Raw genomic sequence first — 26,700 nt, 5'->3', positions numbered from 1 at the left:
AAAAACTAGGGATCAGCCGCGATAGAACAGATGCGCGCCGATCTGCGTGGTCTGGGTAAAGCGGCGCGACCAGGACGGGTTGACGGCCGTGGTGTGGAAATACAGCGCGCCAGAGGTCAGCCCGCGATGCCCGCCATCGGCCATGACCTGCGCGATGCGGCGCGCCAGATCGGCCGAGGCGCGATTGCGCAACTCGTCCGATTTGCGGTCGCAGGCAAAGCTGAACTGGCACCCGCCATAACGCCCGGCTTTCACGCCCTGGAACACGACCCCGCAAATGGTGTTGGGGAATTTGCGCGATGCCACGCGGTTCAGGATCACCTCTGCCACGGCGAACTGGCCTTTCAGCGTTTCGCCGCGCGCTTCGTGGTAAATTGCGGTGGCAAGGCAGGCTTCTTCCTGCGAGGGTGCGCGCAGGTCGATGCGGCGCAGCCAGTCGCGCGAATACTGGATCGCGCGACGCGACAGGCCTTCGGGGCGCGAAACCGGCAAAAGGCTGCGCAAGGGGGCTGTGAGCGCTGGGTCAATCGCCTCTGGGGCGAGTGATGCGGGCGCGGCGATCGCGCCACTGGTGGACAGATTCGCCGACGCCTTGGGCGCGACGCGCAGCGCCGGACGCGGGCTGACGCGCGGCGCGTAAGAGGCCAGCCATTGCGCGTGCAGACGGCTCAGGTCCACCTCGACCGGCGCTTCGTCGCGCAGGTTGCCTTGCTGCAAGCCGTCCTCCAGCCACATGATGGCAGCGGGCGCACCGCCCACGGTATAGGACAGGTCGGGGTTTTCCAGCCGCACCATCCGCACCAAGGGCGCGGTTTCTGGCGCAATGCTGGTCATGATCCGCTGGGACGGCGGTGTGTTCTGGATCGAAGAGAGGACAAGCGCGCTGCGGGTCTGGTCGGTCAACGTGGCATCGGCCACGGACGACCCCATCCCCGGCAAGGCCGCGAGCATGGACATGGACCACACACCGACCAGAACCGGGCTGCGATACCAGCGCCGATGAACGACCTTGCTCGCCATATCGCGCGCACGATCACACTGCACAACAGCCCCGCCTGAGCCCCGCCCAGAGGCAGACCCCAGCACCGCGCCACGCAAGCCGGTTTGCAGGTTTTTCAACAGTGATCGAACCATAAAACAACCAAGCGCACCGGATGTGCGCGTCCCGCCCAAGATCATGCAGCTTCACATTTCGGTGACGTTCTAGCGAAAAACGCCCCGAAAGTCCAGCCCGCGCGGCTATTCCTGGTCTGCAATCGCAAGTTGAGCTGCCGCCAAGCGCGCGACAGGCACCCGGAAGGGCGAGCAAGAGACGTAATCAAAGCCCAGATCGCGGCAGAAGCGGATCGCCTCAGGGCTGCCGCCATGCTCGCCGCAGATGGACAAGGTCAGGTCTTCGCGCGCGGCGCGACCACGGGCCGCACCCAGCCGCAACAGCTCGCCCACCCCGTCCTCGTCCAGTGTGTGAAACGGGTCTTCGACAAAGACGCCCTGCTGCACATAGTCGGACATGAAACGCCCGGCATCGTCGCGCGACAGCCCGTAGGTCATCTGTGTCAGGTCATTGGTGCCGAAGGACAGGAACGCCGAATGCGGCGCGATATCGCCCGCCCGCAAGGCCGCGCGCGGTGTTTCGACCATGACGCCCAGCTTGTAGTCGAACATGACACCGGCCTGCCCGCGCACCTGCGCCGCGCAGGCGTCGATGCGGGATTTCACCAGTTCCACCTCGCGCTTGGCAGAGACTAGCGGAATCATGATTTCCGGCACGATCGGCGCGCCGCGACGGGTGACGTCGATCGTCGCCTCGAAAATGGCGCGGGCTTGCATTTCATAGATTTCGGGGATGGTGATCCCCAGACGCACCCCACGCATCCCCAGCATGGGGTTGAATTCGGCCAAGGCCTCTGCCCGGCGGGTGATTTCGGACAAGGGTTTGTCCAGCGCGTCGGCCAGAAAGCGCATCCCCTCGCGCGAATGCGGCAGGAATTCGTGCAAGGGCGGGTCGAACAGGCGGATGCACACCGGCTGGCCCTGCATGATCTCGAACAGTTCGATGAAATCGGCGCGCTGCATGGGCAGTAGACGGTCCAGCGCGTCGCGCCGGTCCTCTGACGTGTCGGCAAAGATCATCTCGCGCATCAGCGTCAGGCGATCTTCTTCGAAGAACATGTGCTCGGTCCGGCACAGCCCGATGCCCTGCGCCTGGAACTCGCGCGCGATGCGCGCATCGGCGGGCGTGTCGGCATTGGCGCGGATGCCGATGTCGCGCCGCGCATCCGCCCAGTCCAGAAGCGTGGTGAAGCGCTCGTCCAGCGCCGGTTCCAGCAGCGGCACCTCGCCCATCAGGGCAAGCCCATTGGTGCCGTCGATGGTAATCATGTCGCCTTCGTTCAGCGTGTGGCCGTTCGCCGTCAGCGTCTTGCGCCGCGCGTCGATGGTGATGTTCGACGCCCCCACCACGCAAGGCACGCCCAAGCCGCGCCCGATCACGGCGGCGTGGCTGGTCATGCCGCCGCGTTCTGTCAGCACCGCGCGGGCCGAGTGCATCCCCCGAATATCCTCGGGCGTGGTTTCGCGCCGCGCAAGGATGCACGGCTCGTCGCGCGCGGCGCTGGCAAGGGCCGCGGCAGAGCTGAACACCAGCCGCCCCACGGCGGCACCGGGGCTGGCGGCGATGCCGCGCCCCAGCACGGTCGGGCGCGCGGCCGGGTCCACCTGCCGGTGCAGCAATTCGCCAAGCGCCTTGGGCGCGATGCGGGTGATCGCCTCGTCCCGCAGGATAACGCCGTCATTGGCCAGATCGACCACCACGCGCACGGCGGCACGCGACGAACGCGGCACGGTCACGGCGTCGAGGATCCACAGCTTCCCGTCTTCCAGCGTGAATTCGATCTCCATCTCTTCGCGCAGGCGTTTGCGGGCATTGGCCCCATAGGCCAGAAGCTGGGCAAAGGCCTCTGGGCTGCGATCCTCCAGCGCAGGGCCGCGCGCATCCTTGGCGATGAACAAGACTTCGTCGGTGCGGTCGGGGCGGAAACGGCCCATCACCTTGGGCGCGCCGGTCGCGTCGTCGATGAAGCGGATCGTGCCCACGCCGCAGGCATCGGTCGTGCCATAGCCCACGCCCATGCCCCCCGCCATGGCCTGCACCACAAGCCCAAGCCCCGCATCGACCGGCGCGCCCTTGGCTTGGCGCAATAGCCGCGCAGAGGTGCCCTCCCACGCCCGCGCCATGGAGCGCAGCACATCGGCCAATTGCTGCGCCATGGATTGCGGGAACGGGTCTTCCATCTCGTCTTCATAGGCGCGCAAGGCGGCATCCAAAGCGGCACGCGACGGCGCTTCCACCTCGAACATGTCCGGGTCCAGCCGCGCGACATGCTGGGCGAAGGATTGCACGAAATTCAGATAGAGCGCCGTCGCCACCTCTTCGCCATGTGACGCGCAAAGCTTTTCATGCATCGCGTCATTCATCCCGATATTCAGGATCGCCGCGGGCCCGCCCCATTGCGGATGCTCGGCACTGGGGCGCACCGACAAAAGCTGACCTTCGGGGAAATGGCCCAGCAGGTGGCGCAGGTTCATCTGCGCGCCGGTCGCGATTTCGCGCACCACGGCAAATGACAGCGCGATGGTCACGGGCACCGGCATGTCCAGCCGCACCAGGCGTTGCAGGCATTTCGCCCGCCAGCCATGGGTCTGCCGCTTGATCGGGGCCGAATTGGTAATCAAGGCGTAGTCGGTGAGGGTCAGGTATTTCGGCATGAGCGCCCCTTTATGCTGCGCCGCAGGATAGGCGAGGCCACACGGAACTCAAGCGAATGTTGCGCCCCTTAGACGACCGTCACAGGCGTGCCGACCGGAACGCGGTCGTAAAGGTCGATGACATCCTGTTGCAGCATCCGGAAACAGCCGGAAGAGGCAAACCGCCCGATGGACCGCCATTCGGGCGTGCCGTGGATGCGGTAGCCTTGGTCCCGCCCGTCGGTCAGCAGGTATAGCGCCCGCGCGCCCAGCGGGTTGCGCGGCCCGCCCGGTTGGCCATCTTTCCAGCGCTCCAGCTTCGGGTCGCGTTCGATCATCTCTGGCGGCGGGGTCCATGTCGGCCATTGGGCCTTGCGGTAGACAGTCGAGGTGCCCGTCCAGTCGAACCCCTCGCGCCCCACCGAAATACCGTAGCGCAGCGCATACCCGTCGGCCAGCACCAGATACAGCAGACGATTGCTGTTCTCGATCACGATGGCGCCCACGGGCTGGTCGGTCACATAAGGCACGACCTGCCGTTGAAAGGCCGGATGCACCTGCGCCATGTCGATGGCGGCAAGGTTATGCGGCCCGTCGCGGCGGCTGGCATAGTCGATGGGCGGAAATTCGGGCGGGGGTGCGGGAATGGGCGCGCAGGCCGTGGCCGCAAGCGCCGCAGCACTTGTGCCCAGAAATCCACGCCGAGAAATGCCATTTGTCATATCCGCACCCTGCCCCGCACTCATTAAGAACCCGTCACCACGCCCTAGATGGTGATGACGCGCGTGCCGTTGGGCACCCGCTCATACAGGTCCGCCACATCTTGGTTGACCATGCGGATACAGCCCGAGGACACGTATTGCCCGATCAGCCACCATTCCGGCGTGCCATGGATGCGGTAGCCGCGATCCGCGCCGCCGGTCATCAGGTAAAGCGCGCGCGCGCCCAAGGGGTTCGACGGGCCACCCGGATAGCCGCCCGCATATTCGCGCAAGGCAGGGTCGCGGCGGATCATGCTGGCGGTGGGCGTCCATGTCGGCCAATGCGCGCGGCGGTAGATGGTGCCGGTGCCGCGCCATGTAAAGCCCTCGCGCCCAACGGAAATACCGTAGCGCAGCGCATGCCCGCCTTCGAGGATGAGGAACAACTGCCGCGCGCCATTGTCGATGACAATGGTGCCGGGGCGATGCGGGCCGGTATAGGGCACAACCTGGCGGTGATGCTCTGGCTTCAGAATGCTGACACCCGCCGCCTGCATTTCATGCGGACCATCGGGGCGCGCGGCGTAATCCAGCGGCACGATGCCATATTGCGCGGCGACCGCGTTCAGCGGCTCTGCCCGCGTGGTTGCGATCGGCCGCCCATCGGCGGTGGTGCGCGTGGCGGTCCCGGATTGGGTCGTGGTCTGGCAGCCCGCAAGGGCCAAAGCGGAAGTAGCAGACGCGATAAACCCGCGCCGAGAGATGAAGTTCATGGTGCAACCTATTGTGGTTGCCTGTTTTTACCTGCCTCTTGTCAGTGATAGCGCAAACCCTCCGCGCTTATCCAGCGCCATGAATGCACTTCAAGTATGTAACAGCGGGCGTGTGGCGCTTGTGCCACCCAAAGGAGATTGCCTAGCCAGCAAACGCCGCGTTCAACGCGATCTCGATCATCTGGCCGAAGCTTTGCTCGCGCTCCGACGATGGCAGCGCGTCGCCGGTCAGCAGGTGGTCGGAAATCGTCAGGACCGCCAAGGCCTGCACACCATGGCGCGCGGCGACGGTGTAAAGCTCTGCCGCTTCCATCTCGACACACAGAACGCCATGGCGCTGCATGATCTCGTTCAGGTCGGGGCGTTCGTCATAGAACACGTCGGATGAATAGATATTGCCCACATGCACCCGCGCGCCGGTGGCTTGCGCCGCCTTGTGTGCGGCCAAAAGCAGGTTGAAATCGGCCAAGGGGGCAAGGTTCACCTCGCGCAAGATCCCGCGCGAGGGGGTGGAGAGCGCCGTGCAGCCCTGCGCCAGAACGATGTCGCGCACCCGGACCTCGGGCTGCATGGCCCCTGCCGAGCCCACGCGTATCAGCCGCTTCGCGCCATAGTCGCGGACCAATTCGTTGGCATAGATCGACAGCGACGGCATCCCCATGCCAGAGCCGTGGATCGTGACCCGGTGGCCCCGCCATGTGCCGGTATAGCCCAGCATTCCGCGCACCTTGTTCACGCATTCCGGCGCCTCCAGAAAGGTCTCTGCCGCCCATTTCGCGCGCAACGGGTCGCCCGGCATCAAGACGGTTTCGGCAATTTGTCCCGGTTTGGCCCCGATATGGATGGTCATGCGCGCACTCCTTGCAGATCTAGCGCAAGATTGCCCCCTTCCCCCGTCCCGCGCAAGCGCCTATACCCTTGGCCAAGACGACAGACAGGTGAGACGATGCGCAAAGCCGAGATTTCCCGCAACACGACCGAGACCGAGATCGCGGTCGCCGTCGCTCTGGACGGCACGGGCAGCTATGACTGCCAGACCGGCGTCGGGTTCTTCGACCATATGCTGGAACAACTGGCGCGACATTCGATGATCGACCTGACCGTCCGTGCGAAGGGCGACCTGCATATCGACGACCACCACACGGTCGAAGACGTGGGCATCGCGCTGGGGCAGGCCTTGGCGCGCGCGCTTGGCGACAAGCGCGGCATCCGGCGCTATGGCGAATGCCGGCTGGCGATGGATGACGCGCAGCTTGTCTGCGCGCTGGACCTGTCGGGGCGGCCCTTCCTTGTGTGGAATGTCGCGTTTCCGACCGCGAAAATCGGCACGTTCGACACAGAACTGGTGCGCGAGTTCTTCCAGGCGATCAGCACGCATGGCGGCATCACGCTGCATATGGACCGGGTGCACGGGTTCAACAGCCACCACATCGCCGAGGCCGCGTTCAAGGCGCTGGCCCGCGCGCTGCGCATGGCGGTCGAGGGCGACCCCCGGCAGGCGGATGTGATCCCCTCCACCAAGGGCGCGTTGTGAGGCGGCAATGCTGACGGTTCTGGTCGATTACGACAGCGGAAACCTGCATTCCGCGCAAAAAGCGTTCGAGCGCATGGCTACCGAGGTTGGCGGTGGCGAGGTGATCGTGTCGTCGCGTGCTGAAGATGTCGCGCGCGCCGACCGCGTGGTTTTGCCCGGCGATGGCGCGTTCCCGGCCTGCCGTCGCGCCTTGGGCGCGGTGGACGGCATGGTCGAGGCGCTGACCGACGCGGTCGAGCACCGCGCCGTGCCCTTCATGGGCATTTGCGTCGGCATGCAGATGCTGGCAAGCTTGGGCCGCGAATACGAGGATGTGCCCGGTCTGGACTGGATCGGCGGCGAGGTCGTACGCATCACGCCCGACGATCCGGCGCTGAAAGTGCCGCATATGGGCTGGAACGACCTAGTTCTTGATGGCACGCACCCGGTGCTGGAGGGCGTGGCAACCGGCGATCACGCCTATTTCGTGCATGGCTACCATTTTCAGGTCGCCAACCCCGCGCATCGCTTGGCGCATGTCGTCTATGGCGGCGATGTGACGGCGATCGTGGCCAAGGGCAATGTCATCGGCACGCAGTTCCACCCCGAGAAATCGCAGGCGACGGGTCTGCGGATGATCGCGAATTTCCTGCGCTGGCGGCCTTGACGGGCGCTGATCGAGGGGCGTTGCCCCTCTGGTCCCTGCGGGACCATTCACCCCAGGATATTTTTGCAAGGATGAAGGACAGGCCATGGCGGAAGACGCGAAACCGGGCGAGCGGATTGCCAAGGTTCTGGCGCGGGCGGGCGTGGCCTCTCGGCGCGGCGCAGAGATCCTGATCGTCGAGGGGCGCGTTAAGGTTAATGGGCGGGTGATCGACAGCCCCGCGCTGAATATCGGCCCGCGCGACCGGGTGCAGGTCGATGGCAAACCCCTGCCCGAGATGGAGCCGACGAAGCTGTGGCTTTATCACAAGCCCTTGGGCCTGGTGACGACAGAGCGGGATGAACAGGGCCGCCCGACGGTGTTTCAGGCGCTGCCGCCGGAATTGGGACGGGTTCTGTCGGTGGGGCGGTTGGACCTGAATTCCGAAGGTCTGCTGCTATTGACCAATGATGGCGCGTTGAAACGCCGGTTGGAGCTGCCCAGCACAGGCTGGCTGCGGCGCTATCGCGCGCGGGTCAACGGCACCCCGACGCCGGCCATGCTGGAGCCTTTGCGCCAAGGCATTACGCTGGATGGTGAGCGGTTTCAGCCGATGGAAGTGAGCATCGACCGCCAGCAAGGCGCGAATGCGTGGCTGACTGTGGGCATTCGCGAGGGGCGCAACCGTGAAATTCGCCGCGCGCTGGACCATGTCGGGCTGAGCGTGAACCGCTTGATTCGCATCAGCTACGGCCCGTTCCAGCTGGGCACGCTGAAACGTGGCGAGGTGGAACAGGTCAAGGGCAAGGTGCTGCGCGAGCAGTTGGGCGAGGATGGGCCGGGCCCTGCGAACAAGCCCGCGAAACCTGCACGGTCGGCGCGCGGTACGGTCCCATCCAAACCCGCTGGCAAGCCAGCGACCAAAGCGCCGCGTCTCGCTGGTAGCAAGCGGCCCGCGCCAACCGCAGCCAAGAAAAACTCCCGCCGCACAAGCTGACGGCAGGCGCCAGACCGACCCGGCCGTTTTTCGCGAATGAGGCCGGGCTTTGTCTTTCAATATCGACGGCAATCTCATATACCTGAGGATGTTAACGATCACGGGGCGTAACCGACATGACCGGGACCGGGTTGCAAAAGACCTCTTACGCGCTTCTGGCGGCCTTGGTGCTTTATGTCGCCCTGGTAGGAGGGTGACGCATGGCGCAGCGTTATGGCGGCCGTTTCAGCCCCGGCGCTTCGGGCGAGATGAGCACGGACGTGCCCATAGCCGCCCCGTCCATGGCGCGCCGCCACCCGGTGGGCGCACGGGTCAACCTGCTTTTCGTGCTGCCCTTCGCCTTTGCGGTGAAGGCGTTTTTCAGCGACCCGTCTGGGCTTGCGCTGAACCTGGGCGCGTTTGGCGCGCTGATGCTGGCGGCATGGCTGACGCGTGAAGGCACGCTGGCGCAGGCCGCTTACGACGCGCGCAAGGTCGCGCGCCGTCCCGCCATTCCGCGCAAGATATTCGGGTCTGTCCTGACGGGCCTTGGCCTTGGGTTGGCGGGGCTTGCCGGTGGCGTGCCAGAGGCCGTGATCTTCGGCGTCTTGGGCGCGGGGCTGCATTTCGGCGCGTTCGGGGCCGACCCGCTGACCGACAAGGGCATGGAGGGGATTGATGCCCACCAGACCGACCGCGCCGCCCGCGCCGTGGAAGAGGCCGAGGAAACGCTTGCCGAGATGGCCGATGCCATTCGCCGCGCGGGCGACCGCCAGCTTGTGGACCGCGTGGCGCGCTTTGCCGACACCATCCGCCCGCTGTTTCGCGCGGTCCAGGACGACCCGCGCACGCTGAGCGCGGCGCGCCGTTACTTGGGCGTGTATCTGACCGGGGCGCGCGACGCGACGGTGAAATTTGCCGATTTCTACGCGCGGGGCCGCGACGCGCAGGCACGCGCCGATTACGAGGCGTTGCTGGACGACCTGGAAGGCCAGTTCACCCTGCGCCGCGCGGCGCTGCTAGAAGATAACCGCACCGAATTGGACATTGAAATCGAAGTGCTCCGCGAGCGGCTGGAGCGGGAAGGCATACGCCGCGAGGTATGAACCGCGCGGCCAAGAGTGAACAGTAACACGACAAAAACGAGGGAACCCATGTCCGACACCATCCGCGCCAAGGCCGAGAGCCTGACCAAGGAAATCGACGATCTTGTCGCGCAGCCGCTGGCAGAGCCTGCGAATGCGCTTGTCACCATCGACGACGCCCCTGCCCCCGATGCGGACGCGATCCGCGCGCGCATGGGCGAGATCGACATGGGAGAGACGTCGACCATCATCGGGTTCGGGTCACGCGCGCAGATGGAATTGCAGCAGATCAGCCAGTCGATGCTGGCAGATGTGAAGAACAAGGATCTAGGCCCGGCCGGCGACGGGTTGCGCGCCATGGTCACGACGCTGCGGGGCTTTTCCGTGTCCGAGCTGGACATGCGCCGCAAGCGCAGCTGGTGGGAAAAACTTCTGGGCCGTGCCGCGCCCATCGTGAAGTTCCAAGAGCGCTACAGCAATGTGCAGGACCAGATCGACCGGATCAGCGACAACCTGTTGGAGCACGAGACGACGCTTCTGAAAGACATCAAGTCGCTTGACAAGCTGTATGAAAAGACGCTCGATTTCTATCACGAGCTGGCGCTTTACATCGCGGCGGGCGAAGCCAAGTTGCGCGATCTGGACGCCACTGACATTCCTGCGAAAGAGGCCGAGGTCGAAGCCGCGCCAGAATCTGACAAGATCCTGAAAGCGCAGGAATTGCGCGATCTGCGCGCCGCGCGCGACGATCTGGAGCGCCGGGTGCATGACCTGAAGCTGACGCGGCAGGTGACGATGCAGTCCCTGCCCTCGATCCGGCTGGTGCAGGAAAATGACAAATCGCTCGTGACCAAGATCAACTCGACCTTGGTCAACACCGTGCCGCTGTGGGAAACCCAGCTGGCGCAGGCGCTGACCATCCAGCGCTCGCGCGAGGCGGCGGCATCGGTGCGGGCTGCCAATGACCTGACGAACGAGCTGCTGAACGCCAATGCCGAGAACCTGCGCCAAGCCAACCGCGAAGTGCGCGAGGAAATCGAGCGTGGCGTGTTCGACATTGAAGCGGTGAAGAAGGCGAACGAGACGCTGATCGCCACCATCGAGGACAGTTTGCAGATTGCCGATGCGGGCCGCGCGAAGCGGGCCGCCGCCGAGGAAGAACTGGGCAAGATGGAAGAAGAGCTGCGCAAATCGCTGTCTTCGGCAACCGCGCGCGCCAATGCAGACGGCGCGGCAGATACGCAAGGGTGATGCATCATGGGCGGCGTGGCCGGCAAATTTGGTGTGACCGGGCTGGCCTGCTGCATGGCGCTGGCGCTGGCCGGGTGCACCCTTGTCGCGCCGCCCGCGCCCGCGCCTGCCCCTGACCAGAAGGCGGAAACAGCGCCCCCGGCGCGGCCCGACAGTGCCCCAAGCGCGGTCGCTGCGCATTTCGCGGCGACAGAGGCGCGCCGCATAGCCCAAGGCCTGTTGCGGATGGAACGCGCGCCGCGCGATCTGCCGATCTCGGCCAGCCTGATCGAACGTGCCTTTGTCGAGGTGGCGTTGCGCGACGAATACCAGATCGGGGCGGACCGGATCTTGCAGCAAAGCAGCCCCGCCGCGCTGCGCCGCTGGGAGGCACCGGTGCGTCTATCGCTGGAATTCGGCGCCTCGGTGCCCGCGGCCACGCGCGAGCGCGACAGCGGCATGGTGGCGCGCTTTGCCGCGCGCCTGTCGCGCGTGTCCGAACATCCGATCGCCGTCACCAACGGGCGGGGCAATTTCACCGTGCTGGTGCTGTCAGAGGACGAGCGCCGCGCCATCGCGCCGCGCCTGCGCGCGCTGGTGCCAGGCATAGATGCTGCCAGCCAAGCCTTGGTCGAAGACCTGCCGCTGAGCGTGTCCTGCCTTGTTCTGGCATTTTCACGCGATGGCACGAATACCTATTCCGACGCCGTCGCCATCATCCGCGCCGAACTGCCAGAGCGGACCCGCGACATGTGCTATTTCGAGGAAATCACCCAAGGCCTTGGGCTGGCCAATGACAGCCCCGTTGCGCGCCCCTCATTGTTCAATGACAGCGCCGAATTCGCGGTCATGACGGTGCTGGACGAGCAGCTTCTGCGCGTCCTCTACGACCCGCGCCTGCGTCCGGGAATGCGCGAGGCGCAGGCGCGCCCGATCGTGCGGATGATCGCGGCAGAGTTGATGGGCGGGCAGTCTTAGGCAATACTCAGCCACAGCAGACAGCCCCGGCAGATCGGGGCCAAGGAGAATTCATATGGTTTTCAGCTTCCTGAAGGGTCAGTTCATCGATGTCATCGAATGGACCGACGATTCCCGCGATACGATGGTCTATCGCTTCGAGCGCTACGGCAACGAGATCAAGTATGGCGCGAAGCTGACCGTGCGCGAGGGCCAGATCGCCGTTTTCGTGCATGAGGGGCAGTTGGCCGATGTGTTCGGGCCGGGCTTGTATATGTTGGAAACCAACAACATGCCCATCCTGACCAGTTTGCAGCACTGGGATCATGGGTTTTCCTCGCCCTTCAAATCGGAAATCTATTTCGTCAACACCCGGCGTTTTCCCGGCCTGAAATGGGGCACGCAGAACCCCGTCATGCTGCGCGACCCGGAATTCGGGCCGCTGCGCCTGCGCGCCTTTGGGTCGTATACCATCCGCGTAACCGATGCGCCGCGCTTCATGACCGAGATCGTCGGCACAGATGGCGAGTTCACCCAAGATGAGATCGCGGGCCAGATCCGCAATATCGTGGTGCAAAAGGTCAGCCGCGTACTGGCGGCCAGCGGCATTCCGGCGCTGGACATGGCCGCGAACACGGCCGATCTGTCGCGCATGGTGACAGAGGCGATTGCCCCCACCATCGGCGCTTACGGGCTGGAGATGCCCGAGCTTTACATCGAGAATATCTCGCTGCCGCAAGAGGTGGAAAAGGTTCTGGATCAGCGCACGGGCATGGGGATCGTGGGCGATCTGAACAAATACAGCCAGTTCTCTGCGGCGCAGGCCATGCAGAAAGCGGCAGAGGCCGGCGATGGCGGCATGGGCCAAGGGCTTGGCGCGGGTCTGGGCATGGCGATGGGCATGGGCATGGCGCAGGGCTTTGGCCAACCCGCACAAGCGGCGAGCGCCCCGCCCCCGCCGCCCCCTTCGGAAGCGATGTGGCACATTGCCGAGAATGGCCAGACGCGCGGCCCCATCCCGCAAAGCCAGCTTGCCGCGCAGATCACCCGCGACACGCTGGTCTGGACCGACGGGCAAAGCGGCTGGATGAAGGCCGGCGATGTCGCCGCCTTGCGCGGGCTGTTTGGCGCAACACCACCCCCGCCCCCGCCGCCTGTGCTGTAACTGAACGGCAGACTTGGGTATTTCTGACAAGATGAAGCCATGTAACGGCTTCCCTCGCCTGTAGCGGCAGCACGGACGCCATGACCACACTCGAAACCGAAAACCGCTTTCCTTGCGGCCAATGCGGGGCGTCGCTGCGCTTCACCCCCGGTCAGGGCAGCTTGACCTGCGAATATTGTGGCTTCGTGCAAGACGTGCCCGAAGTGTCGGACGACGCGCGCGCGCAAGCCTTGGCCACGCTCGACCTGCACACGGCGCTGGCCGAACGCCTGTCGCCCGAAGCGATGGAGGTTACGCGCGTGTCGCATTGCGACACCTGCGGCGCCGAGGTGCAGTTCGACCCCAATATCCACGCCGCCGAATGCCCGTTCTGCGCCAGCCCCGTGGTGGCCGATACCGGCACGCACCGGCATATCAAGCCGCAAGCGCTGCTGCCCTTCAAACTGGGACGCGACGCCGCGCAAGCCAAGATGCGCGACTGGCTGAAGGGCTTGTGGTTCGCGCCCAACGGGCTTGCCAAATACGCGCGCGAAACGGGCAAGCTGAACGGGCTATACCTGCCCTATTGGGCTTTCGATGCCGATACGAAAACCCGCTACACCGGCCAGCGCGGCACGCATTACTACGTCACCGTCGGCAGCGGCAAGAACAAGCGCACCGAACGGCGCACGCGCTGGACCCGCGCCTCTGGCCGGGTGGCGCGCGATTTCACAGATGTGCTGGTTGTCGCCAGCGAAGCCCTGCCCCGCCAGAACCTGCGCGCGCTCGAACCTTGGACCCTGTCCGATCTGACCCCCTATGCCGCCGATTACCTGTCGGGCTTTCGCGCCGAGGGCTACACGGTCGATCTTGGCCCCGGCTACACGATCGGCCAAGAGCGTATGGCCGATGTCATCCGGGGTGACATCCGCCGCGATATTGGCGGCGACGAGCAGCGCATCGACACGATGCACACCGATTACGCCGATGAGCGCTTCAAGCATATCCTGCTGCCGATCTGGATGGCCGCCTATCGCTACAAGGGGAAAAGCTACCGCTTCATCGTCAACGGCCAGTCGGGCCGCGTGCAGGGCGAGCGGCCCTATTCAGTCTGGAAGATCATGTTTGCGGTAACATTGGCGCTGGCTTTTGCCGCGGGCGTGTATTACGTCGCTGAGATGGGCGGATAACAGACGCGAGGAATGCCATGATCCTGTGCTGTGGCGAAGCTTTGATCGACATGCTGCCGCGCGAAACCGGCGCGGGCGAAGCCGCCTTTGCCCCCTATCCCGGCGGTGCGGTGTTCAACACCGCCATCGCCTTGGGGCGGTTGGGGGTGAAGGCGGGGTTCTTCTGCCCGCTCTCGGACGATCTGTTCGGGCAACGGCTGCGCGCGGCGCTTGACAGCTCTGGCGTGGATCATGCGCTCAGCCCCGCCGTGGACCGCCCCTGCACGCTGGCCTTTGTCACGCTGACCAATGGGCAGGCGCAATACGCGTTTTACGACACGGGCACCGCGCTGCGTGACATGGCGCTCGCGGAATTGCCGGTGCTGGATGACAGCGTGCGCGCGCTGTTTTTCGGTGGCATCTCGCTGGTGGGGGAACCCTGCGGCACGGGTTTTGCCACGCTCTGCGCCCATGCGGGCGAGCGCGTGGTCATGCTGGACCCCAATATCCGCCCCGGTTTCATCCGGGACGAGGCCGCCTATCGCGCGCGGCTGGATGCGATGCTGGCGCGCGCCGACATCGTCAAGGTGTCGGACGAAGACCTGCATTGGCTGATGGGCGCGGGCGATGTGGCCGATCTGGCGGGCGGCTTGCGCGCACGCGGCCCGCGCGTGGTGGTCGTGACCGAAGGGGCCGAGGGGGCGCGCGCCTTTCATGCGGGCGGCGTGGCCCATGCGGCGGCAAACCGGGTCGAGGTGGTCGATACCGTCGGCGCGGGCGATACGTTCAACGCGGGCTTTCTGGCGGCGCTGGATGACGCGGGGCTGCTCAGCCGTGACGCGGTGGCCCGGCTTGACCCTAGCGCACTGGAACAGGCCCTTGCCCTTGGCGCACAAACCGCCGCTGTGACCGTGTCGCGCGCGGGCGCAAACCCGCCTTGGCGGCACGAGCTGTAACATGCGCGCACTTGTGCAACGCGTGACCCATGCTCGGGTCGAGGTGGATGGCCAGATCATCGGCCAGACCGGGCCGGGCTTGCTGATCCTTGTCTGCGCCATGCAGGGCGACACGCAGGCGCAGGCCGAAACGCTGGCTGCGAAAATCCACAAGCTGCGCATTTTCCGCGATGACGCGGGCAAAATGAACCTTGCGCTGAAGGACACGGGCGGCGGCGCGCTTGTGGTCAGCCAGTTCACACTGGCCGCCGATACCCGCAGCGGCAACCGCCCCGGCTTTTCCAGCGCCGCGCCGCCCGCCGAGGGTGAGAGGCTCTATCAACATTTCGCCCAATGCCTGGGCGATCTGGGTGTTCAGGTCGAAACCGGTCAATTCGGGGCCGAGATGGCGGTGCATCTGGTCAATGATGGCCCGGTCACGATCTGGCTGGATACCGACACCTGGTCATGAATGACGATGGGTGATCTGCGCGTCGCCCGTGATCTCGCCCTCCACGGCCCCGACAATCCCGGCGGCATTGGCCTCGTCCGTGTCGATATGCATTTCGGTCGTGGCCTTGTCAGAGACGCGCAGCAGTACATGGGTAAAGGTCAGCCCCCGCGCGGTTTGGTCCAGCGTCACATCGACCATGTCGCCATTCTGCAAGCCCCATGCGCGGGCATCCTCGGTGGACATATGGATGTGGCGCGCGGCCACGATCAGGCCGTGCACATCGCATGACCCGGCAGGCCCGTGCAGGCGAATGCGCGCGGCACCTGCCAGATCGCCTGACTGGCGCACGGGCGCATCCACCCCCAGCGCGAAACTGTCGGTGCGCGACACCTCGACCTGGGTGTGCGGGCGCAAGGGGCCAAGGATGGCGACATGTTCCAGCCGCCCTTTCGGCCCTTCAACGCTGACACGCTCCACTGCCGCCCAATGCCCCTTCTGGCGCAAGGGGCGCGCCGGGGTCAGCGCATATCCGGGGCCGAACAGCGCATCGACCGCCGCGCGGTCCAGATGCACATGCCGGGCCGACACCGCGACAGGCATCTTGCGCGCGACCGGCGGCGCGCTTGCGCGCAGGGCTTGGGCCACCTCTTGCGCGATCATCAACTGCTCTGCGGTTTGGGTCACGATCACGGCCACGCGCGCGCCATGGGCCTGAATTTGCGGGGCGGCGCGGCCATCGAGCGTAACGGTCGCGTTCAGGTCATCATCCAGCCGCAAGCCCAGAAATTCCAGACCGTCGCAGATGCGCCGCCGCATAGAGGCCGAGTTCTCGCCAATCCCGCCTGTGAAGACCAGCGCATCCAGCCCGCCCATCGCCGCCGCATAGGCACCCACGTATTTGCGGGCGCGGTAGGCATAAAGGTTGATGGCAAGCTGCGCCTCGGCATCGCCCGCCGCCGCGCGCGCCTCAACCTCGCGCATATCGGCTTGGCCGGTCAATGCCAGAAGGCCGCTCTCGCGATACAGCGCATCCTCGATCTGCGCGATGCTCAGGCCCATCTGGCGGCCAAGAAAACCGAACAGCCCCGGATCCACATCGCCAGAGCGGGTGCCCATGACCAGCCCCTCCAAGGGCGTCAGGCCCATGGAACTGTCCAGCGATTTCCCGCCCGCGATGGCGCAGGCGCTGGCCCCATTGCCCAGATGCAGGCTGACCAGCCGCAACGCGCGCAAGGGGGTCTGCAAGGCTTCTGCCGCGCGCAGCGCCACGTATTTATGCGAGGTGCCGTGGAACCCGTAGCGCCGCAGCCCCGCCTTGCGCCACGCCTCTGGCACGGCATAGGTGGTCGCGCGGGGCGGGTTCGTCAGGTGAAAGGCCGTGTCGAACACACCCCATTGCGGCAGATCGGGCCAAAGCTGCGCGGCCATCTGGACCGCCGCCAGATTGGCGGGGTTGTGCAAGGGGGCAAGCGGGGTCAGCGCCCGGATTTGATCGAGCGTCGCAGGGTCCAGACGGGTCGCGCGGTCAAACCGGTCGCCGCCATGGGCGATGCGATGCGCGATCGCGTCGAACCCGCGCAGGCCGGCACGCTCCAACAGCTCTGGCACATGCGCCGTGGCCTCTGCCAGATCGCGCGGGGCGGCGCGGCGCTTGGCCTGCCCCGACAGTTTCAGATCGCACCCTTCGGCAGAGAAGCGGTCGAGCGTGCCGCGCAAAAGCTCTTGCGCCTTTGCCACAGACGCGTCGGACAGGTCGAACACCCCGAATTTCAAGGACGAACTGCCCGCGTTGAACACCAGAATCCGCATTCCCTGCCCCTTTTTGTCGACCGCCTGCACCGCGTTACACCGCAAAGACTTCAACAATTTGACACAAAGCCACAATAGGCGATGATACCACAAAGCGATAATCCCGAGGGCAGCATGATCCAGACCATCCCCACCACCCCGATTGACGGCCAGAAACCCGGCACTTCGGGCCTGCGCAAGAAAACTGCCATCTTTCGTCAGAAGCACTACCTGGAAAACTTCGTCCAGAGCATCTGGGACGGGATCGGCGGGGTCGCGGGCAAGGTGCTGGTGCTGGGCGGCGACGGGCGAGCCTTTAACCGCGAGGCGGTGCAGACCATTCTGAAAATGGCCGCCGCAAGTGGCGCGGCCAAGGTAATCGTGGGGCAAGACGGGCTTCTCTCGACCCCCGCCGCGTCGAACCTGATCCGCATTCGGCAGGCGGATGGCGGCGTCATCCTGTCGGCCAGCCACAACCCCGGCGGCGATGACGGCGATTTCGGGGTGAAGTTCAACACCGCCAATGGCGGCCCCGCGCCCGAAGGTGTGACCAACGCGATCTTCGACGCCAGCACCCGGATCACCGAGTTTCACATCATGGACGCGCCGGATCTGGACCTTGGCACCGTGGGTGACGTGCAGCTTGGGCAAATGGTTGTCGAAGTGGTGGACCCCGTTGCCGATTACGCGGCATTGATGGAAAAGCTGTTCGATTTCACCGCGATCCGCGCGCTTTTTAACAGCGGTTTCACCCTGCGCTTCGACGCGATGCACGCCATTACCGGCCCCTATGCGCGCGAAATCCTCGTCAACCGCCTGGGCGCGCCGGCTGAATCGGTGATGAATGCCGTGCCGCTGCCCGATTTCGGCGGTGGCCACCCAGACCCGAACCCGGTCTGGGCGCATGAGCTGATGGGGATCATGATGGGCGAAAACGCCCCAGATTTCGGCGCCGCATCCGATGGCGATGGCGACCGCAACATGATCGTGGGGCGCGGAGCCTATGTCACGCCGTCGGATTCGCTGGCGGTGATCGCGGCGAATGCGCATCTGGCACCGGGCTATGCGCAAGGGCTGGCGGGTGTCGCGCGGTCCATGCCCACAAGCGCCGCGCTCGACCGCGTGGCCGAAGCGCGTGGCCTGCCCTGCTATGCCACGCCCACGGGCTGGAAGTTTTTTGGCAACCTGCTGGATGCGGGCCGCGCCACGCTCTGCGGCGAGGAATCGGCAGGGACCGGATCGGACCATGTGCGCGAGAAAGACGGGCTTTGGGCGGTGCTGATGTGGTTGAACATCTTGGCCGCGAAGCGCCAGTCGGTGGCCGAGGTCATGGCCGCGCATTGGGCCGAATTCGGGCGCAACTACTACTCGCGCCACGATTATGAGGGCGTGGACGCCGCCGCGGCCGAAACCCTGATGGACGATCTGCGCGCGCGGCTGGACAAGCTGGCGGGCGAAGCTGCCGGCCCCTTGACCGTGACCACGGCCGAGGATTTTTCCTATACCGACCCGGTCGACGGGTCCGTGACCACACGCCAAGGCTTGCAAATCATGTTCGACGGCGGCGCGCGGCTGGTGCTGCGCCTGTCGGGCACAGGCACCGAAGGGGCGACGCTGCGTGTTTACATGGAAAGTTTTTCTGGCGAGCGTTTCGATCAAGACCCGCAAGCGGCGCTGGCCGATGTCATCGCCGCCGCAGAGGCGCTGGCCGGGATCAAGGCCCGTCTGGGCCGTGATGCGCCGGATGTGGTGACTTGAGGGGCTTTGCCCCGTTGGGGTGATTTGAGGGGCTTTGCCCCTCTGGTCCCTGCGGGACCATTCACCCCAGGATATTTCTGCAAGGATGAAATCAGCTTGCGGCTTGGGCGCTCAGCGTTTGCGCGGCTTCGACCGTCGCATCCAGCGCAAGCAGGATAGAGGCGTGGCGGTTGCGGTAATCGCGCGCGGGGATCAGCACCTCGTAGCCTTGGAAGGGCGCATCGGGGACGGGGCCGTTTTCCGTCAGCATGGCGTGAAGCTGGGCGCGGGCCTGCGCCAGTTCCCCGGCGCTGCGCCCGATCACGACCTGCCCAAGGATCGCCGCCGCCGCCTGCCCCAGCGCGCAGGCCTTCACCTCTTGCGCGAAGCGGCTGACGCGGCCGTCCTCCATGTCCAGATCCACCGTCACGGTCGAGCCGCAAAGCGGCGAGCGGCGTTTGACGCTGCTTTGCGGCGCGTCAAGCCGGCCCTGATGCGGAATGTCGGCGGCGAGCGCCAGGATGCGCGCGGAATAGAGTTTCATCATCTGGGCATTGTCGCTCATGGCTTTCCCCTGCCGGTCGCTCGGGCTATTGCTGTCACGAGACAAGGACATAGCCCATGAATTTCGATCCGCAAACCCTACGATATGATGACAAAGGCTTGATCCCCGCCATTGCGCAGGACGCTGTGACCCGCGAGGTGCTGATGGTGGCGTGGATGAATGCCGAAGCGGTCGCGCGCACGCTTGAAACCCGCCGCGTGACCTATTGGAGCCGCTCGCGGCAATCCTTCTGGGTCAAGGGCGAGAGTTCGGGCCATGTGCAGGAACTGGTCGATTTCCGGGTGGATTGCGACCGCGATTGCCTGCTGGTCATGGTCAAGCAGACCGGGCCCGCCTGCCACACCAATCGGCGCTCGTGTTTTTATACCGCCATTCGCGGCGGGTCCGAGGTGGAGTTGATGGCACCAGAGGCCGATTAAAGTCCGATCATGCGGCGGATGTCCTGCGGCGTCGCGCCGTCATCGCGGTAAGTGCGGATGGCGCGCGCATCGTCGCGTTTGGCCAGCCGTTTGCCTGCCGCGTCGCGGATCAGCCTGTGGTGGTGATAGATCGGTGCGGGCAGGCCCAACTGCTGTTGCAAGAAGCTTTGCAGGAAGGTCGCCTCGAACAGGTCTTCGCCCCGAATGACATGGGTGATGCCACAGGCCGCGTCATCCAGCACGACGGAAAAATGATAGCTCGCCGCCATGCCGGGCCGCGCCAGAACCGGGTCGCCCACATGGGCCAGCAGTTCATCGCGCGTAACCGTATGGGTGCCCGCATGGGCGGGGCCGGTTTCGGTGAAGCTGAGCGGCCCGTCCAGATTGGCCTTGGTCAGGTCATAGCGCAGCGCGTCGGTGGGGCGGCGGTCTGCATAAGGGCGGCCCCGGCAGGTGCCGGGATAGATGCGGCCGTCGGGACCGTAAGTGGGCACACCTTCCTGTGGGGCCGATGCGGCCGCGTCGATATCGGCGCGCGAGCAGCGGCAGGGGTAAACCGCACCGCGCGCCGCCACTGTCGCAAGGGCCGCGCGGTAGTCGTCGAAATGGTCGGACTGGCGGCGCACGGGTCCGTCCCATGTCAGGCCAAGCCAGCGCAAATCCTCGTAGATCAGCTCTTCCCATTCGGGCCGCGCGCGGGACTGGTCCAGATCATCTATGCGCAACAGGAACGCGCCGCCCTCGGCGCGCGCCATGTCATGTGCCAGAATGGCGGAATAGGCGTGACCCAAGTGCAGCGGCCCCGTTGGCGATGGCGCGAAGCGAGTCCGGAATGTCATGGTTTCAAACCCTTGCAAGCCATTCCTGACGTAACGCTTTAGGTCAGGCCGCTTGCGCCGGCATCTGCCCCAACCACATCTGCCAAGCGGTTTTCGCGCGGTCGGTATAGGCCTTGTAGCGGTCCTTGCGCCCGCGCCGACCGCCTTTCACACCGCCCACGGGCGGGAACAGCCCGAAATTCACGTTCATGGGCTGGAAGGTCTTAGCCTCTGCCCCGCCGGTGATATGATGAACAAGCGCGCCCATCGCGGTGTCTTGCGGCACGACCGGCAGCGTCTGGCCCAACAATTCCGCCGCGGCCATGCGCCCGGCCAGCAAGCCCATTGCCGCGGATTCGACATAGCCCTCGACCCCGGTGATCTGACCCGCAAAGCGGATATTCGGCCGTGAGCGCAAGCGCATTTGCGCATCCAGCAGCGTCGGAGAGTTCAGGAACGTGTTGCGGTGAATGCCGCCCAGACGCGCGAAGCTGGCATCCTCTAACCCCGGAATCATACGGAAAACAGAGGTTTGCGCACCATACTTCATCTTGGTCTGAAAGCCCACGATGTTGTAAAGCGTGCCCAGGGCATTGTCGCGGCGCAGCTGCACAACGGCATAGGGTTTTACATCGGGCGCGTGCGGGTTGGTCAGGCCCACGGGCTTCATCGGGCCATGGCGCAGCGTCTCGCGGCCGCGTTCTGCCATCACCTCGATCGGCAGGCAGCCGTCGAAATAGCCCGCCGTTTCGCCCTCGTGGAACTCGGTTTTCTCCGCCGCCAGAAGCGCGTCGATGAAGGCCTCGTATTGGTCGCGGTCCATCGGGCAGTTCAGATAGGCCTTGCGTTCTTCCTCGGTCTCGCCCTTGTCATAGCGGGACTGGAACCACGCTTTCGACAGGTCGATGCTGTCGAAATAGACAATCGGCGCGATGGCGTCGAAAAAGGCGAGCGCCTCGGCCCCCGTCTCTGCGGCGATGGCCTGCCCCAAGGCGCTGGAGGTCAACGGCCCGGTCGCGATGATCCACTGGCCCTGATCGGGCAGCGCCGTGATTTCTTCGCGCGCCACCGAGATGCGCGGATGCGCCAGCAAACGCTCGGTGACGGCTGCGGAAAACGCGTCGCGGTCCACGGCCAACGCGCCGCCCGCGGGCAGCGCATGGGCATCGGCCATTTCCATGATAAGCCCGCCCGCCGCGCGCATTTCCCAGTGCAGCAGGCCCACAGCGTTATTCTCATCATCATCCGAGCGGAAAGAGTTGGAACACACCATTTCCGCAAGGTTCTGGGTCTGGTGCGCAAAGGTGCCGACCTTGGGGCGCATTTCGTGGATGACCACGTCAATGCCCATATTCGCGGCTTGCCACGCGGCCTCTGACCCAGCCATGCCGCCGCCGACAATGTTCAGAACCTTGTCCATGCACTTCCCCTTTCGCGTTTCGCCCCAGATAACCGCGCCCCGGCGGTTTGGCAAATGCCCACATGAAAAAACGCCGCACATGCGTGGGGGCGCATGGCGGCGAAAGTCAGGTCAGGCACGGGCCGGCAAGCCCGCAAGCTCAGGCAAAGAGCGGCAGATAAAAGGCGGCAACCATCAGCACCACAAGCGCGACACTGCCGCACAAATCCTGCAAGAACATGATCCGGCCGGCTTTGCTTCGAAGCGATGACATGGGCAACCTCCTTTGCTCTGTTAACTGAATGTTCACATTTGTTCTGCATATAGTCAAGAACAAATTTGGAACATTAGCCGATCGAGAGGTATTGAATCGCCTTGTCCTGCTCCATCAGCCACAGCGCCACGCGCGCGGCGCGCCCGCGCGGGCTGGTCAGCTCTGGGTCGTCGGACAGCAATTTGCGCGCGTCGGTTTGCGCCAGCGCCATCAGCGCGGCCTGACGTTCTAGGTCGGCCACGCGAAAGCGCGGCAGGCCTGATTGCGCGGTGCCGATCAGGTCGCCCGCGCCGCGAATGGCCATGTCTTCCTCGGCTATGCGAAAGCCGTCCTCGCTGTCGCGCAGCAGCTTCAGGCGGCGCGCGGCGGTTTCGCCCAAAGGCGGCTCGTAGATCAGCAGGCAGGTAGAGGCATCGGCCCCGCGCCCGACACGGCCCCGAAGCTGGTGCAACTGCGCAAGGCCAAAGCTTTCGGCGCGCTCGATCACCATGATCGTGGCATTGGGCACGTTCACGCCCACCTCTATGACCGTGGTGGCGACCAGAAGCTGCGTGCGGCCCGCTGCGAAATCGGACATGGCGGCGTCTTTCTCTGCAGGGGGCAGTTGCCCATGCACCAGCCCGACCATGCCGTCGCCAAAGGCCGCGCGCAGATGCTCGAACCGGGTCTGGGCGGCGGTCAGCGTGCTGACCTCGCTGTCCTCGACCAGCGGGCAGACCCAATAGGCTTGCCGACCCTCGGCGATGGCGTGGCGCAATTTCGCCACCACCTCGTCCAGCCGGGCAGACGACACCAGCGCGGTCGTGATCGGTTTGCGGCCGGGCGGCTTTTCGTCCAGCACCGACACGTCCATATCGCCATATTGCGCCAAGGCGAGCGAGCGCGGGATGGGCGTGGCGGTCATGACCAGCACATCCGCCCCCTCGCCCTTGGCCGCAAGGGCCGCGCGTTGGGCGACGCCGAAACGGTGCTGTTCATCGACCACGGCCAGCCGCAGATCGGCGAAATCGACGCCTTTCTGGAACACCGCATGGGTGCCGACCAGGATGTCGATGCGTCCCTCGGCCAGATCGACCAGTTTCTGCGCCCGCTCCGCCCCCTTGTCGCGGCCCGCCAGCAACTCCAGCCGCACGCCCGCCGCTTGCGCCAAGGGGGTCAGGCTTTCTAGATGTTGCCGCGCCAGAATTTCCGTCGGTGCCATCAACACACCCTGCCCGCCTGCCTCTACCGCGATCAGCAGCGCGAGCATCGCAACCAGCGTCTTGCCCGCGCCCACATCGCCTTGCAACAGGCGGTTCATGCGGCGGGGGCTGGCCATATCGGCCGAAATCTCGGCCAGCGCGCGGGTCTGCGCGCCGGTCGGCGCATAGGGCAGACTGTCCAGAACGCGCGCTTGCAAGCGACCAGATCCTTGGGTCACGCGCCCCGGTTTGCGCCGCGCTCGCGCCCGCGCAAGCGCGAGCGTCAGTTGATGCGCAAACACCTCGTCATAGGCCAGCCGCGCCCGCGCCGGGGCCACTAGCGCCAGATCGGCCAGCGCGTGCGGCGCTTGCGCGCGGCGCACGGCCTCGGCCCAATCGGGCCAGCCTTTCTGCGCCTTCAGCGCCGGGTCGATCCATTCTTCCAGCGCGGGCACACGCTGCAACGCGCCGCCAATCGCGCGCGCCATCAGCTTTTGGCTAACGCCTGCGGTCAGCGCATGAACGGGCTCGAACTCCGGCAGGTCCGATGCCTCGTCGGGGCGCAGAACGTGGTCGGGATGGACCATCTGCGCGATCCCGTCGAACAACTCGACCTTGCCCGACACCACCCGGCGCTGCCCGGTTGGCAGCAGCTTTTGCAGATACTCGCCGCGCGCGTGGAAGAACACGAGCTGAAATTCCATCTCGGCATCTTGCACGAACACCCGGTAAGGCCGCCCGCGCGCCCGCGGCGCATGATGCGCGCCGACCACCACCTCGACCGTGGCAACCGCTGGAAAATCCAGCCCGCGCAAGCTGTTGCGCCTGCGCCGGTCGATCACGCCATGCGGCAAGTGAAACAACAGGTCGCGCGGCGTGGCAATGTCCAGCGCTTCGAAATTGCGCGCGGTTTTCGGGCCGATCCCGTCCAGCCCGTCGAGCGCGCCGAAGAGCGGGAACAGCACTTCGGGCCGCGCGGCCATGCTCAGGCGGCCCCGATCAGGGCAAGCCACGCGTCTTCGTCGATGACCTGAACGCCCAAGGCCGCGGCCTTGGTGGCCTTCGACCCCGCGCCCGGCCCGGCGATCAGCATGTCGGTCTTGGCAGAAACCGACCCCGCCACTTTTGCGCCCAAGGCTTCGGCGCGGGCCTTGGCCTCTGCGCGGGTCATCCGCTCCAGCGTGCCGGTGAAGACAAGCGTTTTGCCCGCCACGGGACTGTCGGTGCGGGCGCGCGTGGCCTCTTCGATGGTCAGGCAGGCGGCGAGCGCGTCGATTTCGTCGCCCTCGGCCTCGAACGCGGCCAGAATCGCTCGCGCCATGACCGGGCCGACCCCGTCGATCGACAAAAGGTCGCCATAGGCCACGCTGCCTGTGTCCTGCGCCTCTGCCATGGCCGCGCGCAAGGCGGGCCATGTGCCGTAATGTCCGGCCAAAAGCGCTGCCGAGGTTTCCCCGATATGGCGGATGCCGAGCGCGAACAAGAAGCGTGACAGAGGTATTTTCCGTTTATCCTCAATCGCTTCGAACAGCTTCTTCGCGCTGGTTTCGCCCCAGCCCTCGCGGTTTTTCAACTGGCGCACCTGGCCGGGGCCGAAACGGTCTTGCAAGGTGAAAATGTCGCGCGGCGTGGCGATCCAGCCGTCACGCCAAAACGCTTCAACCTGTTTCGCGCCGAGGCCTTCGATGTCGAATGCCGCGCGGCTGACGAAATGCTTCAGCCGTTCAACGGCCTGCGCGGGGCAGATCAGCCCGCCGGTGCAGCGGCGCACCGAATCTCCCGGCTCTCGGATGGCGGGGCTGGCGCATTCCGGGCAGGTCTGGGGGAATTCGTAAGGCGCGCTGCCCTCGGGCCGCTTGGACAGGTCCACATCGCGGATTTTCGGGATCACGTCGCCCGCGCGATAGACCTGCACCCAGTCGCCCACGCGGATGTCGCGGCCCTCGCGGATGGGCGCGCCCTTGGAATCGCGTCCGGCGATGTAATCCTCGTTATGTAGCGTCGCGTTCGAGACGACGACGCCGCCCACCGTGACCGGCGACAGGCGCGCAACGGGGCTGAGCGCGCCGGTGCGTCCGACTTGGATTTCGATCGCATCCAGCCGGGTCCAGGCCAGTTCGGCGGGGAATTTATGCGCAATCGCCCAGCGGGGCGTGGTCGAGCGCAGGCCAAGCCGGTCTTGCAGCGCCAGATCGTCCAGCTTGTAGACGACGCCGTCAATGTCATAGCCGAGCGTGGCGCGCTGCGCTTCGATCCGGGCGTAGGTTGCGAGCATGGCGTGCACGTTTTCGCAGGTCTGCATCAAAGGGTTGGTCTGGAAGCCGAGCTTGTGGAGCCGCGCGACCGCGTCCGATTGCGTGGCCGCCAAGGGGGCAGAGAGGTCGCCCCAGGCATAGGCGAAAAAGCGCAGAGGCCGCGCGCGGGTGATGGCCGGGTCCAGCTGGCGCAGCGATCCGGCGGCGGCGTTGCGCGGGTTGGCGAAGGTTTTCGCGCCCTGTTCGGCCTGCCGCGCGTTGAGGGCTTCGAAATCGTCATGCGCCATATAGACCTCGCCGCGCACCTCCAGAATGGCGGGGGCGCCGGTCAGCGCGGTCGGGATGTCGGGGATTTCGCGCGCATTCGCGGTCACATCCTCGCCGGTTTCGCCATCACCGCGCGTGGCGGCATGGACAAGCTGGCCGTCCTCGTAGCGCAGCGACAGCGACAGGCCGTCGATCTTGGGTTCTGCCGTGAAGGCCAATGGCGCATCCTCGGCCAAGCCAAGGAAGCGGCGAATGCCGGCGACGAATTCGGCGATGTCGTCATCGCTGAAGCCATTGGCAAGCGACAGCATCCGCTTGGCGTGGCGGATCTTGCCGAAAGCGGCGGCGGGTTCGGAGCCCACGCGCAACGACGGGCTGTCGTCGCGTTGCAGGCCGGGAAACCGCGCTTCGATGGCCGCGTTGCGTTGGCGCAGCGCGTCATAGTCGCCATCCGAGAGGAACGGCGCATCTTCGCCGTGATAGGCCGCGTCGGCGCGGGCGATCAGGTCGGACAGGCGCGCGAGTTCCTCGACCGCCTGATCCTGCGTCAGATCGGCCACGTCGATCCGGTCCGCCGTCCTGTCCGTCTTGCCCGCCATCTACGCCCCCCGCGCACGCCCAAGTCTTGCCTGACACAGGTGATAGGGCGCGGGCGGTCGCGCGTCCA

General features: G+C 65.5%; 23 protein-coding genes. 12 read left to right on the top strand and 11 right to left on the bottom strand.

The genetic code is table 11. The features are described 5' to 3' along the window. Positions 1-12: 12 nt before the first annotated feature. The 5 genes from J1C52_RS03155 to deoD form a co-directional block, all read right to left on the bottom strand. A complete protein-coding gene (locus tag J1C52_RS03155; RefSeq protein ID WP_227426473.1) occupies positions 13-1,020 on the bottom strand; it encodes a cell wall hydrolase in 1,008 nt (335 codons plus the stop codon). A gap of 219 nt (positions 1,021-1,239) precedes the next feature. Next, positions 1,240-3,768, bottom strand: coding sequence for a putative PEP-binding protein (locus J1C52_RS03150; protein ID WP_227426472.1), 2,529 nt, complete (start codon positions 3,766-3,768; stop codon positions 1,240-1,242). 68 nt (positions 3,769-3,836) lie between these two features. After that, entirely contained in the window at positions 3,837-4,469 is a 633-nt protein-coding gene (locus J1C52_RS03145) for a L,D-transpeptidase (protein WP_227426471.1), read from the bottom strand. Between the two features lie 44 nt (positions 4,470-4,513). Continuing rightward, the gene (locus J1C52_RS03140; protein WP_227426470.1) at positions 4,514-5,221 is read right to left on the bottom strand and encodes a L,D-transpeptidase; all 708 of its coding nucleotides are present in this window, start codon (positions 5,219-5,221) and stop codon (positions 4,514-4,516) included. 142 nt (positions 5,222-5,363) lie between these two features. Continuing rightward, positions 5,364-6,071 (bottom strand): purine-nucleoside phosphorylase, encoded by a 708-nt coding sequence (deoD, locus tag J1C52_RS03135; protein ID WP_227426469.1) that lies wholly within the window; start codon positions 6,069-6,071, stop codon positions 5,364-5,366. Positions 6,072-6,167: 96 nt separating this feature from the next. On the opposite strand from deoD, the gene hisB reads away from it, so the two are divergent. The 10 genes from hisB (at position 6,168) to dtd (ending at position 15,348) form a co-directional block, all read left to right on the top strand. Then, positions 6,168-6,755, top strand: coding sequence for an imidazoleglycerol-phosphate dehydratase HisB (gene hisB, locus J1C52_RS03130; protein ID WP_227426468.1), 588 nt, complete (start codon positions 6,168-6,170; stop codon positions 6,753-6,755). A gap of 7 nt (positions 6,756-6,762) precedes the next feature. Continuing rightward, on the top strand, positions 6,763-7,401 hold the full coding sequence (gene hisH / locus J1C52_RS03125; RefSeq protein ID WP_227426467.1) for an imidazole glycerol phosphate synthase subunit HisH: 639 nt from the start codon (positions 6,763-6,765) through the stop codon (positions 7,399-7,401). Between the two features lie 85 nt (positions 7,402-7,486). Continuing rightward, complete coding sequence (locus J1C52_RS03120; protein ID WP_227426466.1) at positions 7,487-8,377, top strand: pseudouridine synthase; 891 nt, start codon at positions 7,487-7,489, stop codon at positions 8,375-8,377. 200 nt (positions 8,378-8,577) lie between these two features. After that, complete coding sequence (locus tag J1C52_RS03115; RefSeq protein ID WP_227426465.1) at positions 8,578-9,462, top strand: 5-bromo-4-chloroindolyl phosphate hydrolysis family protein; 885 nt, start codon at positions 8,578-8,580, stop codon at positions 9,460-9,462. A 48-nt stretch (positions 9,463-9,510) separates the two neighbouring features. Continuing rightward, complete coding sequence (locus J1C52_RS03110) at positions 9,511-10,692, top strand: toxic anion resistance protein (protein WP_227426464.1); 1,182 nt, start codon at positions 9,511-9,513, stop codon at positions 10,690-10,692. A 6-nt stretch (positions 10,693-10,698) separates the two neighbouring features. Continuing rightward, complete coding sequence (locus J1C52_RS03105) at positions 10,699-11,649, top strand: DUF2927 domain-containing protein (RefSeq protein ID WP_227426463.1); 951 nt, start codon at positions 10,699-10,701, stop codon at positions 11,647-11,649. A gap of 55 nt (positions 11,650-11,704) precedes the next feature. Further along, positions 11,705-12,793, top strand: coding sequence for an SPFH domain-containing protein (locus J1C52_RS03100; protein WP_227426462.1), 1,089 nt, complete (start codon positions 11,705-11,707; stop codon positions 12,791-12,793). An 80-nt stretch (positions 12,794-12,873) separates the two neighbouring features. Then, positions 12,874-13,962 (top strand): primosomal protein N' (replication factor Y) - superfamily II helicase, encoded by a 1,089-nt coding sequence (locus J1C52_RS03095; RefSeq protein WP_227426461.1) that lies wholly within the window; start codon positions 12,874-12,876, stop codon positions 13,960-13,962. Between the two features lie 17 nt (positions 13,963-13,979). Then, positions 13,980-14,897: a carbohydrate kinase family protein gene (locus J1C52_RS03090; protein ID WP_227426460.1), complete on the top strand. Its 918-nt coding sequence runs from the start codon at positions 13,980-13,982 to the stop codon at positions 14,895-14,897. 1 nt (position 14,898) lies between these two features. After that, complete coding sequence (gene dtd, locus J1C52_RS03085; protein WP_227426459.1) at positions 14,899-15,348, top strand: D-aminoacyl-tRNA deacylase; 450 nt, start codon at positions 14,899-14,901, stop codon at positions 15,346-15,348. Here dtd and J1C52_RS03080 read toward each other — a convergent pair. After that, positions 15,343-17,139, bottom strand: a complete 1,797-nt coding sequence (locus J1C52_RS03080; RefSeq protein ID WP_227426458.1) for an acetate/propionate family kinase — start codon at positions 17,137-17,139, stop codon at positions 15,343-15,345. The two genes, dtd and J1C52_RS03080, sit on opposite strands and share 6 nt — an antisense overlap. 114 nt (positions 17,140-17,253) lie before the next feature. Here J1C52_RS03080 and J1C52_RS03075 point away from each other — a divergent pair, with 114 nt between their 5' ends. Next, positions 17,254-18,876 carry an alpha-D-glucose phosphate-specific phosphoglucomutase gene (locus J1C52_RS03075; RefSeq protein ID WP_227426457.1) on the top strand — a complete coding sequence of 541 codons (1,623 nt, stop codon included), beginning with the start codon at positions 17,254-17,256 and terminating at the stop codon, positions 18,874-18,876. A 91-nt stretch (positions 18,877-18,967) separates the two neighbouring features. On the opposite strand, the gene J1C52_RS03070 is transcribed toward J1C52_RS03075, so the two are convergent. Further along, positions 18,968-19,420, bottom strand: coding sequence for an iron-sulfur cluster assembly scaffold protein (locus J1C52_RS03070; RefSeq protein ID WP_227426456.1), 453 nt, complete (start codon positions 19,418-19,420; stop codon positions 18,968-18,970). Between the two features lie 56 nt (positions 19,421-19,476). On the opposite strand from J1C52_RS03070, the gene hisI reads away from it, so the two are divergent. Next, entirely contained in the window at positions 19,477-19,839 is a 363-nt protein-coding gene (gene hisI, locus J1C52_RS03065) for a phosphoribosyl-AMP cyclohydrolase (protein ID WP_227426455.1), read from the top strand. On the opposite strand, the gene gluQRS is transcribed toward hisI, so the two are convergent. The 4 genes from gluQRS to ligA form a co-directional block, all read right to left on the bottom strand. After that, positions 19,836-20,678 (bottom strand): tRNA glutamyl-Q(34) synthetase GluQRS, encoded by an 843-nt coding sequence (gluQRS, locus tag J1C52_RS03060; RefSeq protein WP_227426454.1) that lies wholly within the window; start codon positions 20,676-20,678, stop codon positions 19,836-19,838. The genes hisI and gluQRS overlap by 4 nt on opposite strands. Positions 20,679-20,721: 43 nt before the next feature. Beyond that, on the bottom strand, positions 20,722-22,077 hold the full coding sequence (gene trmFO, locus J1C52_RS03055; RefSeq protein ID WP_227426453.1) for a methylenetetrahydrofolate--tRNA-(uracil(54)-C(5))-methyltransferase (FADH(2)-oxidizing) TrmFO: 1,356 nt from the start codon (positions 22,075-22,077) through the stop codon (positions 20,722-20,724). Positions 22,078-22,403: 326 nt separating this feature from the next. After that, entirely contained in the window at positions 22,404-24,494 is a 2,091-nt protein-coding gene (recG, locus tag J1C52_RS03050) for an ATP-dependent DNA helicase RecG (RefSeq protein WP_227426663.1), read from the bottom strand. Between the two features lie 2 nt (positions 24,495-24,496). Continuing rightward, entirely contained in the window at positions 24,497-26,632 is a 2,136-nt protein-coding gene (gene ligA / locus J1C52_RS03045; RefSeq protein ID WP_227426452.1) for an NAD-dependent DNA ligase LigA, read from the bottom strand. Between the last annotated feature and the right edge of the window lie 68 nt (positions 26,633-26,700).

This window comes from Roseibaca sp. Y0-43, assembly GCF_020667835.1.
In the GTDB taxonomy this organism is placed as follows: Bacteria; Pseudomonadota; Alphaproteobacteria; order Rhodobacterales; family Rhodobacteraceae; genus Roseinatronobacter.
This window is presented reverse-complemented; position numbering and strand designations above follow the sequence as displayed.

Excerpts from the sequence above, each read along its gene's own strand:
- dtd (WP_227426459.1), top strand. The coding sequence starts at position 14,899 with ATGCGCGCACTTGTGCAACGCGTGACCCATGCTCGGGTCGAGGTGGAT.
- hisB (WP_227426468.1), top strand. The coding sequence starts at position 6,168 with ATGCGCAAAGCCGAGATTTCCCGCAACACGACCGAGACCGAGATCGCG.
- hisH (WP_227426467.1), top strand. The coding sequence starts at position 6,763 with ATGCTGACGGTTCTGGTCGATTACGACAGCGGAAACCTGCATTCCGCG.
- J1C52_RS03110 (WP_227426464.1), top strand. The coding sequence starts at position 9,511 with ATGTCCGACACCATCCGCGCCAAGGCCGAGAGCCTGACCAAGGAAATC.
- J1C52_RS03145 (WP_227426471.1), bottom strand. The coding sequence starts at position 4,469 with ATGACAAATGGCATTTCTCGGCGTGGATTTCTGGGCACAAGTGCTGCG.
- gluQRS (WP_227426454.1), bottom strand. The coding sequence starts at position 20,678 with ATGACATTCCGGACTCGCTTCGCGCCATCGCCAACGGGGCCGCTGCAC.
- recG (WP_227426663.1), bottom strand. The coding sequence starts at position 24,494 with ATGGCCGCGCGGCCCGAAGTGCTGTTCCCGCTCTTCGGCGCGCTCGAC.
- trmFO (WP_227426453.1), bottom strand. The coding sequence starts at position 22,077 with ATGGACAAGGTTCTGAACATTGTCGGCGGCGGCATGGCTGGGTCAGAG.
- J1C52_RS03070 (WP_227426456.1), bottom strand. The coding sequence starts at position 19,420 with ATGAGCGACAATGCCCAGATGATGAAACTCTATTCCGCGCGCATCCTG.
- J1C52_RS03100 (WP_227426462.1), top strand. The coding sequence starts at position 11,705 with ATGGTTTTCAGCTTCCTGAAGGGTCAGTTCATCGATGTCATCGAATGG.
- J1C52_RS03105 (WP_227426463.1), top strand. The coding sequence starts at position 10,699 with ATGGGCGGCGTGGCCGGCAAATTTGGTGTGACCGGGCTGGCCTGCTGC.
- J1C52_RS03140 (WP_227426470.1), bottom strand. The coding sequence starts at position 5,221 with ATGAACTTCATCTCTCGGCGCGGGTTTATCGCGTCTGCTACTTCCGCT.
- deoD (WP_227426469.1), bottom strand. The coding sequence starts at position 6,071 with ATGACCATCCATATCGGGGCCAAACCGGGACAAATTGCCGAAACCGTC.
- J1C52_RS03150 (WP_227426472.1), bottom strand. The coding sequence starts at position 3,768 with ATGCCGAAATACCTGACCCTCACCGACTACGCCTTGATTACCAATTCG.
- J1C52_RS03095 (WP_227426461.1), top strand. The coding sequence starts at position 12,874 with ATGACCACACTCGAAACCGAAAACCGCTTTCCTTGCGGCCAATGCGGG.
- J1C52_RS03155 (WP_227426473.1), bottom strand. The coding sequence starts at position 1,020 with ATGGCGAGCAAGGTCGTTCATCGGCGCTGGTATCGCAGCCCGGTTCTG.
- J1C52_RS03090 (WP_227426460.1), top strand. The coding sequence starts at position 13,980 with ATGATCCTGTGCTGTGGCGAAGCTTTGATCGACATGCTGCCGCGCGAA.
- hisI (WP_227426455.1), top strand. The coding sequence starts at position 19,477 with ATGAATTTCGATCCGCAAACCCTACGATATGATGACAAAGGCTTGATC.
- ligA (WP_227426452.1), bottom strand. The coding sequence starts at position 26,632 with ATGGCGGGCAAGACGGACAGGACGGCGGACCGGATCGACGTGGCCGAT.
- J1C52_RS03120 (WP_227426466.1), top strand. The coding sequence starts at position 7,487 with ATGGCGGAAGACGCGAAACCGGGCGAGCGGATTGCCAAGGTTCTGGCG.
- J1C52_RS03075 (WP_227426457.1), top strand. The coding sequence starts at position 17,254 with ATGATCCAGACCATCCCCACCACCCCGATTGACGGCCAGAAACCCGGC.
- J1C52_RS03080 (WP_227426458.1), bottom strand. The coding sequence starts at position 17,139 with ATGCGGATTCTGGTGTTCAACGCGGGCAGTTCGTCCTTGAAATTCGGG.
- J1C52_RS03115 (WP_227426465.1), top strand. The coding sequence starts at position 8,578 with ATGGCGCAGCGTTATGGCGGCCGTTTCAGCCCCGGCGCTTCGGGCGAG.